10 protein-coding genes are annotated in these 9,665 nt (G+C 65.0%); 5 read left to right on the forward strand and 5 right to left on the reverse strand.

The genetic code is table 11. The features are described from left to right. Positions 1-113: 113 nt before the first annotated feature. Complete coding sequence (locus AAF184_22845) at positions 114-479, forward strand: hypothetical protein (protein ID MEO0425192.1); 366 nt, start codon at positions 114-116, stop codon at positions 477-479. A 24-nt stretch (positions 480-503) separates the two neighbouring features. Here AAF184_22845 and AAF184_22850 read toward each other — a convergent pair whose 3' ends face one another. After that, on the reverse strand, positions 504-851 hold the full coding sequence (locus AAF184_22850; GenBank protein MEO0425193.1) for a helix-turn-helix domain-containing protein: 348 nt from the start codon (positions 849-851) through the stop codon (positions 504-506). Between the two features lie 110 nt (positions 852-961). Here AAF184_22850 and AAF184_22855 point away from each other — a divergent pair, with 110 nt between their 5' ends. The 3 genes from AAF184_22855 to AAF184_22865 all read left to right on the forward strand — a co-directional run bounded on the left by AAF184_22855 (position 962) and on the right by AAF184_22865 (position 5,494). Further along, positions 962-1,546: an NAD(P)H-dependent oxidoreductase gene (locus AAF184_22855; protein MEO0425194.1), complete on the forward strand. Its 585-nt coding sequence runs from the start codon at positions 962-964 to the stop codon at positions 1,544-1,546. Positions 1,547-1,555: 9 nt separating this feature from the next. Further along, entirely contained in the window at positions 1,556-2,095 is a 540-nt protein-coding gene (locus AAF184_22860) for a redoxin domain-containing protein (GenBank protein MEO0425195.1), read from the forward strand. 294 nt (positions 2,096-2,389) lie between these two features. Further along, positions 2,390-5,494 carry a hypothetical protein gene (locus tag AAF184_22865; protein ID MEO0425196.1) on the forward strand — a complete coding sequence of 1,035 codons (3,105 nt, stop codon included), beginning with the start codon at positions 2,390-2,392 and terminating at the stop codon, positions 5,492-5,494. 91 nt (positions 5,495-5,585) lie between these two features. Here AAF184_22865 and AAF184_22870 read toward each other — a convergent pair whose 3' ends face one another. Beyond that, positions 5,586-6,575, reverse strand: coding sequence for a zinc-dependent alcohol dehydrogenase family protein (locus tag AAF184_22870; protein ID MEO0425197.1), 990 nt, complete (start codon positions 6,573-6,575; stop codon positions 5,586-5,588). Between the two features lie 322 nt (positions 6,576-6,897). Between AAF184_22870 and AAF184_22875 the strand changes: the two genes are divergently transcribed. Further along, positions 6,898-7,365, forward strand: coding sequence for a DUF4440 domain-containing protein (locus AAF184_22875; GenBank protein ID MEO0425198.1), 468 nt, complete (start codon positions 6,898-6,900; stop codon positions 7,363-7,365). A 57-nt stretch (positions 7,366-7,422) separates the two neighbouring features. Here AAF184_22875 and AAF184_22880 read toward each other — a convergent pair whose 3' ends face one another. The 3 genes from AAF184_22880 to AAF184_22890 form a co-directional block, all read right to left on the reverse strand. Beyond that, a complete protein-coding gene (locus AAF184_22880) occupies positions 7,423-8,238 on the reverse strand; it encodes a helix-turn-helix transcriptional regulator (GenBank protein MEO0425199.1) in 816 nt (271 codons plus the stop codon). Between the two features lie 52 nt (positions 8,239-8,290). After that, entirely contained in the window at positions 8,291-9,211 is a 921-nt protein-coding gene (locus AAF184_22885; GenBank protein MEO0425200.1) for an alpha/beta hydrolase-fold protein, read from the reverse strand. Then, the coding region (locus tag AAF184_22890; protein MEO0425201.1) for a hypothetical protein at positions 9,211-9,665 on the reverse strand (455 nt) is incomplete at its 5' end. The genes AAF184_22885 and AAF184_22890, both read right to left, overlap by 1 nt.

Here is a 9,665-nt window from a genome sequence, read left to right on the forward strand (position 1 = left end):
CGCCCGTCAGCGCCGCGACCTGGGGCAGCAGCGCCGCGTTGTCCTCCAGCGCCCGATACTCGTCCGCGAAGGGCCGGGTCACCGACGCCTGGGCCGTCCCTTCGTAGACCACCATGAATCGCCGAACGCCCTCGGAACGGGGTGAGGAACTCGGCTCGCTGCTGGCGATGATCGATACCTTGTCCGCTCGCGGCGTGACGGTGCACCTGATCACCCATCGCCAGGTGTATGACATCGAGCCGACCCGTGCCTTCGTCATGCCGGCGTTGACGGCGAAGACGCTGCCCGTGCCGCCGGAACTGTTCGACTTCTACGATGAGGCTGAGCGTCGGGGAGCGCGGGTCTACCGGCCGCAGGAGAGCTGGCCGCCGATGGCACCGCACCTGCTCTACAAGGACGCGGGGCACTTGTCGGTGGAGGGAGCAGGTGCGTTCTTGCGTTACGTGGGCGTTCGCTCGCTTGCCGATTTGATCGATTAGGTAGTAGCGCTGAGGGCCGCGGTGCTACACCTGATGCTCCTCCGCCCATCCCCTAAGCTGATCAAGCACACCCAACGCACTACGCCCAAACGGGGTAATCGAGTACGCCACCGCAATCGGCCGCGTGCTCAGCACCTCCCGTTCTAGCAGCCCCGTGTCCTCCATCTCCTTCAGTCGCTGGTTGACCATCTTCTTGCTCGCCCCACCGAGCTGCCTGGCCAGGTCGTTGAAGCGCACAGGTCCGTCCCTCAAGTGCCAGAGAATCGAGCCCTTCCACTTGCCCCCGAGCAGCCGCATGCCGCGTTCGATGGGGCAGGGCTCCAGGCAGGGTTCGGCCACGGCTTTGCGGCGCACGGCGGTCTTCGTCGGCACAGATCACTCCAAAAAGGAATTAGGTTACTAAAAGTATACTGGTTGATATCGGTCACCTACTGTACCACCATGCCGCTCCCCCACCCACAGACAAGGGAACGCATCGGCACATGGCCAACGCATTCATCATCAACGCCCACCACCCGAGCGAGTTCTCAGCAGGCCGGCTCAACGGTTCGCTGGTCGACGAGGCGAGCGCGCTGCTGGCCGCCAAGGGCTACACCGTGCGCCACACCCACGTGCGGGAAGACTGGGACACGCAGGAGGAACTCGACAAGCACCAGTGGGCCGACGTCATCCTGCTGCAAACGCCGGTCAACTGGATGGAAGTGCCCTGGCGCTTCAAGCAGTACATGGACGATGTGTACAGCGCGGGGATGGCGGGCCAGCTGTGCGACGGCGACGGCCGCAGCCGCCACGATCCAGCCAAGCAGTACGGCGCCGGCGGCACGCTGACGGGCAAGCGCTACATGCTGTCCCTCACCTTCAACGCGCCGCGCGAAGCCTTCGATGACGAGGGTCAGTACCTCTTTCAAGGCAAGGGCGTCGACGATCTCTTCTTCCCCATGCACATGAACTTCCGCTTCTTCGGGATGACAGCGATAGACACCTTCGCGTGCTACGACGTGATCAAGAACCCGGATATCGACAACGACTTCCATCGCTTCGACGCCCACATCGCCAAACACTTCTGAGGATTTCAAATGAACACCACGAAGCTACACGCGGGCGACGCCTTCAAGCCCCTCGAGGTTTTCGACGATCGGCAAGCGCTGGTCGATATCGCCAAGCCGACCGGCGATGCCGACTGGCAGTTGGTGGTGGTCTACCGGGGTCGGCACTGCCCGCTGTGCACGAAGTTTCTGAACAGGCTGGCGAGCTTCCGGCAGCGCCTCAGCGATATCGGCATCGACATGGCCGCGGTGTCGGCGGACAGCCAGGCGCAGCTCGATGAACATCGCAGCCGCCTCGAGGTGAACTTCCCCCTCTACCACGGGCTGACCCTCGAGCAGATGCAGGCGCTAGGGCTCTACATCTCCGAACCGCGCTCAGCGAAGGAGACGGATCACCGCTTTGCCGAGCCCGCGTTGTTCGTGGTCAATGCCGAGGGGGCGCTGCAAGTGGTCGATCTCTCCAACAACCCCTTTGCGCGACCCGACGTGGAGACCTTCGTTTCAGGCCTCGAGTGGATCCGCAAGCCGGAGAACGACTACCCGATCCGGGGCACCTACGCCTACGAGTAACGCCCCGAAAGAGCGCTGATTTCGAACGCATCGACTTTCCGCCGCCGCTTGGCACGCTCGTGCGCGACGGGGCCTCTGCTCGAGGCCCCAGAGCAAATCCCGAGCCGGGGGCATGTCTACAAGGCTACCGCCGCCCCGCCGACCGCCCGTCCGCTAGCCAGCGTGCGCATGAGACGCGTCGCCGGGCAGACCTCGCCTTCGGGCAACAGATTCTTCTCTCCGTGATCCCTACCGCCGGGCAAAGGCGCAGGAAGGGACGACCCCAACGAATTCCTGCGAAAACGGAGAGAAAAAATGAGTTCCCAGTCCATCAGCCCCTTGCCCTGGGGGCAGCTCTCGCTGCTCGGTGCAGCGGTCGCGCTCACGCTCACGAGCATGTCGGCTACGGCGGGCCCTGTGCCCGAGAACATCGACTACGGCAACGTCATCGCCGAAGACGAGAGCTACCTCTACTACGCATCGCGGCGTGATTGGGACACGGAGACCTGTCACATCAATCACTACGGCGTGATCTACGGCCGCGTGCCCCACGGCGGCGACGCCGGGGATCGGGAGCAGCTCACCGTTGCCTGCGATGCGATTCGCCCGCAGGAGATGGTGATTACCCAAGACTACGTCTACTTCACGGAGCAGGCGCCGGCGGAGCTTCCCCTGGTGTACCGCGCCCCGATCGATGGCGCCGGTCCGGTAGAACTGCTGCATACGGCGATGAGCACCGCCATCGCCACCGATGGCGACTACGTGTACTACTTCGCGACCAGCGGGGTCACGCGTTTCCCCGTCGACAGCCCGAATGCCATCGAGTTCGTCGCAGGCCACATCGCCAACGGCACGATCAACGATCTGGAACACGCCGACGGTTGGTTGCTCTGGACGGAAACTGACGTCGCTGGCGGCGGTGCCATTCGTACGGTCCCCGCTGCCGGCGGTGCGGTGGGGTTGCTGGCAGCCACGGCGGGAACGCCGTGGGACCTCACCTACAGCGACGACTACATCTACTGGTCCGAGCTGGAGGGCAAGATCGTGCGCCGAGAGCAGGCCACGGGCATCACCGCGGTGATCTACAACCAAGCGGACCCCGTCTACGATCTTGATCTGACAGGTGACACGCTCGCTTTTACCCAAGGCTACGACGAGTCCGGCACGATCTGGCGCATGGACGAGAGCGGCGGGCCGGCCACCCTGATGGCCTTCGATCAGCCGGCGCCGCGCAACGTGACGTTCTCCGATGGTTACCTCTACTGGAACACCATCGGCCAGGTAAAACGCCTGCCCGAAGACGCCGTGGCCGATCCCCCGGACTACGTCGTCGATCGCATGGAAGTGACCCAAGGGGTGCAAGACGGCGCCCACACGATCCCGATGGTGCTCGGCAAGGCCACCTACGTCCGCGTCTATCCGCGCGAGGCCACCGGCACGGGATCTGTGCCGGTGACCGCTCATCTGCACGGCTTTCGCGACGGCATCGAGCTACCCAACTCGCCGATCGGGCCCTACGGTCCTCAGATCGATCCCCAAGGTGAGGTGGTGCAGCGTGGTCAACGCCTTCGCACCCTGAGCTTCGCCTTGCCGGAAGACTGGGTGCGCGACGATCTCTCCCTGCAGGTGGAGATCAATCCGATCGTTAACGGCAGCCGTCGTTACGAGACCAACTACGGCAACAACACCTTCCCTGCGGTCGCCCAGCAAACGGTATCGCTACATCACTCGAATCTGTGCCTGACGTCCTTTCGCGTATCCGCGATCGACGGCGATTCCAATGAGCTGATCTACGATCACCACAGCGACGACTACGCCCGGCAGCTGGAACGGACCGAGAGCTTGCTGGCAACACGCATCATCCCTGTGTTTCACCACACCCTGTTGCGCAAGGAGGACGGCTCCAGCTTCTACATGTCGTCCGACTCGAGCGCCTTGCTCGACACCATCAATGCTGTCGCAAACTGGACGGACCACGGGTTTGTCTGCGGCGATGCGCGCCAGGTCTTCATGGGACTGGTCCATCCGGACGCGCCCGTGAGCAAGGGTGGTGCGGTGCTACCAGGCACCAACGCAGGCTGGGCGCACATGCTCCTCGGCACGGCCAAGGAGGAGTACAACCAACCCTTGGGCGGGGTCAAACTCGCGCATGAAACCCTCCATGCCGTTGGCTTCGATCACGTCGATTGCGGAACGGACATCGACGGACCCTACGCCGACTACCCCTACGATCCTTGCTACCTCGGTGGCAGCGACGATCAGGAAGCGGCGTGGGGCTTCGACGGCATCAGCCGAGAGCCCCTGGACCCCATGAGCTCCAACACCGGCGACATCATGACGTACACCAGCAATCGCTGGGTCTCCGACTGGACGTGGCGTGAGCTGTTCGAAGATCTCTACCAGCCTGCCAACGCCCAGCGCATGGAACCGTCGCCGCAGGTGCTCTGGGTGAGCGGCACCGTGGGTCGTACGGAAGGCGCCATGCGCCTGCACGCCGGGTTCCATTTCCCCGCTGACCAGATGACCTCCCAGCAACGCCAGCTCTACAACGAGGGTGTAGGTGACCAGTCACCGCGTGGTTCCCATCGCCACCTTGAAGGGCACCGCCATAGTCATGGGCACCATCACCACCACGACCATGCCGGTCTGACGAGGCTCGATGGCTACGTGCTCGAAGCACTGGATGAGCGCGGTCGCGTACTGCACCGCCAGCCGGTGCAGGCCCAGGCGGTGGTGGACGGCTCGCCCACGGCGAGTGCAGGGTTCGTCGCGGTGCTGCCTTGGATAGAGGACACCGTGGAGCTGAGGCTCCGTGACGCCCTCGGTGGCCGTGCGGTGGCGCTCCAACCCGGTCAGCGGCTGCCTTCCCTGTCGGTGTCGGTGGCGGCCAGCGACGACGCGTTGGAGGTAGTGGTGCACGCGTCGGATAGGGACCGTGATCCCCTGGCGTTCGTCTACCAGTACAGCCCTGACGGCGGCACCACGTGGACGGCGCTCGCCACGGGCACGCCCCTCACCGAACTCGCGGTGGATGCCACGGGCCTTGCGGGTAGCGCCGCCGGCGGTTCACTCGTCCGCGTCTACGCGAGCGACGGGCTGAACACCGTGTCGGCCCTGTCGGCGTCCTTCGACGTGTCGCGCAAGGTGCCGAGTGCCTTCATCGCCTCGCCGAAGAGCGGTGAGGTGATCCCCCAAGGTGACGGCGTGCTCCTGCGCGGCCTCGGCATCGACGCCGAGTGCTGTGACACATCCGCTGGCGAGCAGCTGCACTACAGCTGGAGCGTGGATGACGTGGTCGTGGGCCTTGGCCGCTGGGTAACGGTCGAAGGCCTGGCGCCGGGCTGGCACTCGGCCACGTTGCAGGTCATGGATACCGATCAGATGATCGGCACCAAGACCGTTCGCTTCGAAGTGCGTTAGGTGATCTGCACGGGGTTGGCGTACCGCGACGACGTGGTCGGCGCGCCAACCTCGTGCACACCCGGGCGGGCTCGCAGGCAGCACGCGACGGTTACGACACCTCGACCACCACCTTGCCGATCGCCTGTCCACTGGCCAACCGCGCGTAGGCGTCACCCACCTGGTCGAGGGTGAAGCGCGGCGCGTCCAGCACCGGCCGGAGCTTCCCCGCATCGGCGATGCTCGCCAGCGTCTCGAGGATCTCGCCATGGTCTGCCCGCTGCACGTCGTGAATCATCGGAATGAGCATGAACACGACGTGTAGCGACAGCCCCTTGAAGTGCGCCGTGGACAGGTCGAGTTCAACCAGGGCGACCGTCGAGGCGACATGGCCGTTGAGCTTGGCGGCCTCGAAGGAGTTGCTCATGTTGGGCCCACCCACCGTGTCGAACACGACGTCGAAGCCGGCGCCTCCCGTGTGGTCGGCCACGTAGTCAGTCGTCTTCTCGGCCGTGAAGTCGATCGCCCGCGCCCCGAGCTCGGCCATCAACGCCATCTGCGTATCGCCCCTGCCGGTCGCGGAGACCTCCGCCCCCATGTGCTTGGCCAGCTGCACGGCAACATGGCCGACGCCTCCGGCGCCCCCCTGGATCAGCACCCGTTGACCCTCGGACACCCCGGCGCGACTCAGTCCCTCATAGGCGGTGATGCCGACCAGGGGCAGCGCCGCCGCTTCGCGCATGGATAAGGTCTTCGGCTTTCGCGCCACGAGGCGGGCGTCGGCGACGATGTACTCCGCGAGCGCACCTTGTAGTTCCAATAGGCCACCGGCGCAGCCGTAGACCTCATCGCCGACGGCGAAGCGAGTGACCCCTTCGCCCACCGCTTCGACGGTGCCGGCGAAGTCCATCCCCAGTACGGCAGGTAATGCTGGCGACAGGGGAAGGTCCGCGCCCATGTTGCGGATCATGGTGTCCACGGTGTTGACGCTGGTGGCGGCGACCTTGACGACGACGTGGCCCGCCTTCGCGTGTGGATCGGGGAGTTCGGTGGGCTCGAAGATGGACTCTGGCCCGTAGGTCTTCAACGTCATCGCCTTCATGGACGGTCTCCTAAGTGAGTGCTTGCGGGTTCGTAGGGACGGCCAGACCTGCCGGGGCATCGCGCAACCGCGAGTCGCACGATAGGGGGCGGGCACCGCGATGAACACGCGCTGGTGGCTGAATCAGTATTCGGATCTTGAATAGAAAGCGCAGGCGAGGGTCTCGCGCATCTGCAGGCGCGGCGACGCCATCGCCCGCACCAGGCGCGGACGCTTTACACCCTATACGGGTATTTTGCGATTCTCCGCCTAGGCAGGGCGCCCTAGGCTCTCTCCACGGTCGAACAACGGCCGCCATAAGACCAATATGGAGAGAGCTATCATGAACTTATGCGCATCTGCCAAGTGTCTCGCCGTCGCCCTCGTCGTGCTCAATGGAGCCGCCTGGGCGGACGATGATTACTACGACGCCAGCAACACCGACCGCGTGGCGGCCGCGAGTGCGGCCTTCGTCGACGTCTTCAACCAGCTGGATAGCGAGGGACTGGGCGAGTTCTACGCCGAGAACGGCACCCTCAAGCTGCCGAACGCCCCGGCCGTCAACGGCGAGGACGATATCGTGGAGGCCTGGCAAGGGGGCTTCGACGCCGGCCTCGCAGGCCTGGAACTCGTCTCCACCTTCGAGGCAGTCAGCAACCGCAAGGTGCTGGAGAACGGCAGCTACCTGCTGACCATCAACACGCCCGACGGGCCCATCGTCCAGTCCGGCACCTTCGCCGTGTTGTGGCGTGCGCCGCGCAACGAAGATCGCCCGCCGGTCATCATCTTCGACACGATCGATGCGGACTGACGCTCGTCCGAATCGCTCCTGCCGCCGAGTTCGGCTCGGCGCGCAGGGGCCTTCGGATCAGAGCCAGGCTTCGCAGATGCGCACGAGTTCGGCCTGATTGGCCGCCCCCACTTTCTGGCGGGCGTTACGCAGTTGGGTTTCGATCGTGCGGATCGATTTGCCTAGCGAGTACGCGATGGCCTTGTAGCTCTGGCCGGTGGCAGCGAGGCGGATGGCGTCCAGCTCCGCCGGGCTCGGCTTGGTGATACCCACGGGCGCGCTCAACTCTAGGCTAACGGCCAGGATCGGTGCGAAGAAGGTGGAGCAGAACTCGTGCAAGAGGCTGTGTTCGGCGGCCTTCCAGCGTCGTCCGTAGTCGAGCTCGTCCACACAGATCAGACCGAAGGCGCCTTGGTGATCATCAACGGCAAGGCGCTGCGCGAGCATCGCCCGCGCGTGCACAGCGGCGAACGCCTCACGCATCGGCGCCACCTCGGCGTTGTTAGGGACGTCGTCGTAAGCCACCGGCGTGGCGGATCGCCACACGCGCTGAATGACGTGATGACCGTTTGGTAGCTCGCGATCCACCATCGATGGGCGATCGTCCCCCTCGTCGAGGAAGGACTCGGCCGCCGCTGCGTAGGTGGGGTGTCTCGCATGGCCGAAGCCGATATCGACGCGTCCCGCCTTCAGCGTGCGCGCCAGATGGGCAACGCCGACCTGCATCACCTGGCGGGTGCGGTCGACTTGCAGCAGCATATGTCCAACCGTATCCAGCGTTTGGTTGGGGAACTTGCCTACGTACGAGTCGAGAAAGTGCGAGCGCAGGGCGCGACCGTCCCACGGGTCGGGTAGGCGGTTCGGCCTGCATTGATGGTGTTCCGTCTGTGCCACGCTCACCCTCCCGGCTCGATACGTTGGCAGCTCGACTATGGAAACACACCTGTTACGTGCTGTCCCCCACCGACGGCTGGAGGAAGGCGCCCAGCGAGGTGTAGTCGATGTCGCAGTGCCCACCGTCGCGCGGCACCCACTGGATATCGCCGCCCGCCTGCTCGATGTTCGCCGCGAGTTGCTCGCTGCCAAGGAAGCACCCCCAGTCATCGGCGCGGCCGCAGGTGAGGTAGAGGGCAGGGCCCGCCTCGGCGGAGAAGCCACGGGAAAGGCTCAGCGGGTCGTTGGCCGCCCACACCTGCCTGGTCGGGTAGAAGCGCCTGCCAAAGGCCCAGAGCATCAAGGCGCGCTTCGTGCTCGTGCCGGTCTCGCGCGCCGCGCCCAAGATGGCCATCAGGCCGTCGTGGTTCGATACCGTGGGCAAGGGGGAGCAGATGGCTGCTGCCCGCGAGAACACGCCGTCGGACTTCAGGGCCAGCAGCAGGGTGTTGAATCCACCCATGGAGATTCCCGCCAGCAGGCGCTGCCCTTGGCGAATATCGATCTGGGCTTCGACCGTCGGTATCACCGTGTCGGTGAAGACCTTGAACAGGCCGCCGTCGAGCTCAGGATCGTAGTCGCTCAGCATCCAGAGTTTGCCGAAGGAGACCGCGACGACCGTCGGTGGATCTTGGCGGTTGGCTCGCCAGGTCTCGTACAGCCGCCCCGTGTGATAGGTGCGATCGTTCCACCAGGTCGGGTTGCCGTTGCGCGCGTGGAGGTAGTACAGAAGATCCTGGTTCGCGCTGTCCGGCAAGCGGTTGATGCAGTAAGACCAGGGCACCGGTGCGGTCTCCTGGAAACACGTCATCTCGACGCCTGGGATCGGCGTCGGGACGTACTCGTCGCCACCGTCGCGCCTCGACAGCAAGACCACGACGAGGCCGAGTGCCACCACGGCGGCCGTGGCCGCGAGGAGTGTCCTGCGGGGCATCAGACCGGCCAGCTTCGGCGCCAAGGCGCCTCTCGCATCACCGGCGAGTCTGATCGGGTTGCGATGCTGTCCTCATTCGCCGGGCCGTACGCTTCCGGTAGCGTGACGATCGACAGGAAGTAGCCGATGATCGCGCTGCCGCCGTAGCCGACCAAGGGGGTCGGGCCGTCGGTCAGCGTCGCCGCGAGCACGATTCCCGCCCACGTTACCGCGAAGGCTAGGTAAGTGGTTCGCCCTAGGTGGCCGCGCATCCATCCCACGATGGCTGGGAGGAGTAGGAGTCCACAGCCTACCGACACTGCCACGCCCAGCAGCAGATGCGCCTCGAATGCAGCGTAGAGCACGTCGTCCACGAAGGGTGCCGGCTCCAATCGCGCGGGTAGCGAGGATGTGTGAAGGAGTGCCGCACACGCAGCAGCTGTGACGCCGGCGGTGGCCAGGCGCTTCCTGGCGA

The sequence above is a fragment of the Pseudomonadota bacterium genome (genome assembly GCA_039815145.1).
Classification (GTDB): domain Bacteria; phylum Pseudomonadota; class Gammaproteobacteria; order Steroidobacterales; family JBCBZW01; genus JBCBZW01.

Coding starts and splice junctions, on each gene's coding strand:
- AAF184_22875 (MEO0425198.1), top strand. CDS start 6,898: ATGAACTTATGCGCATCTGCCAAGTGTCTCGCCGTCGCCCTCGTCGTG.
- AAF184_22885 (MEO0425200.1), bottom strand. CDS start 9,211: ATGCCCCGCAGGACACTCCTCGCGGCCACGGCCGCCGTGGTGGCACTC.
- AAF184_22865 (MEO0425196.1), top strand. CDS start 2,390: ATGAGTTCCCAGTCCATCAGCCCCTTGCCCTGGGGGCAGCTCTCGCTG.
- AAF184_22860 (MEO0425195.1), top strand. CDS start 1,556: ATGAACACCACGAAGCTACACGCGGGCGACGCCTTCAAGCCCCTCGAG.
- AAF184_22855 (MEO0425194.1), top strand. CDS start 962: ATGGCCAACGCATTCATCATCAACGCCCACCACCCGAGCGAGTTCTCA.
- AAF184_22870 (MEO0425197.1), bottom strand. CDS start 6,575: ATGAAGGCGATGACGTTGAAGACCTACGGGCCAGAGTCCATCTTCGAG.
- AAF184_22845 (MEO0425192.1), top strand. CDS start 114: ATGAATCGCCGAACGCCCTCGGAACGGGGTGAGGAACTCGGCTCGCTG.